General features: G+C 65.6%; 1 protein-coding gene. It reads right to left on the bottom strand.

Annotated elements, in window-relative coordinates; translation table 11 throughout:
* Window positions 1–259 (bottom strand): hypothetical protein (locus ACCC96_RS30365; RefSeq protein WP_413697753.1); only part of this gene is annotated, 259 nt, incomplete at both ends.

A 259-nucleotide genomic window follows, 5' to 3' on the forward strand; every position in this document is an offset into this window, starting at 1 on the left:
CCTCCGCCTGATCGAGCCCGGTCTTGATCTCCGCGACGAGCGAGTCGATCTCGGACTGGTCGGCGCCGTCCTCCATCGAGGTGCGGAGATCCGTGGAAAGCTTCTCCTCGATCTCCTCCATCAGGTCGTGGTTCACGTCTCCGAGCGGCCCTTCGACCTTCTCGTAGTGCTCGAGGTAGATGTCGCCCACCGAGTCCGCGGCGGCCTCGTGATCGCCGGACTGGTACTGCGCGACCGCCGCATCGAGCGAGGTGCGGAT

The organism is Pseudomonas sp. Pseusp11 (genome assembly GCF_047304405.1).
Classification (GTDB): Bacteria; Pseudomonadota; Gammaproteobacteria; order Pseudomonadales; family Pseudomonadaceae; genus Aquipseudomonas.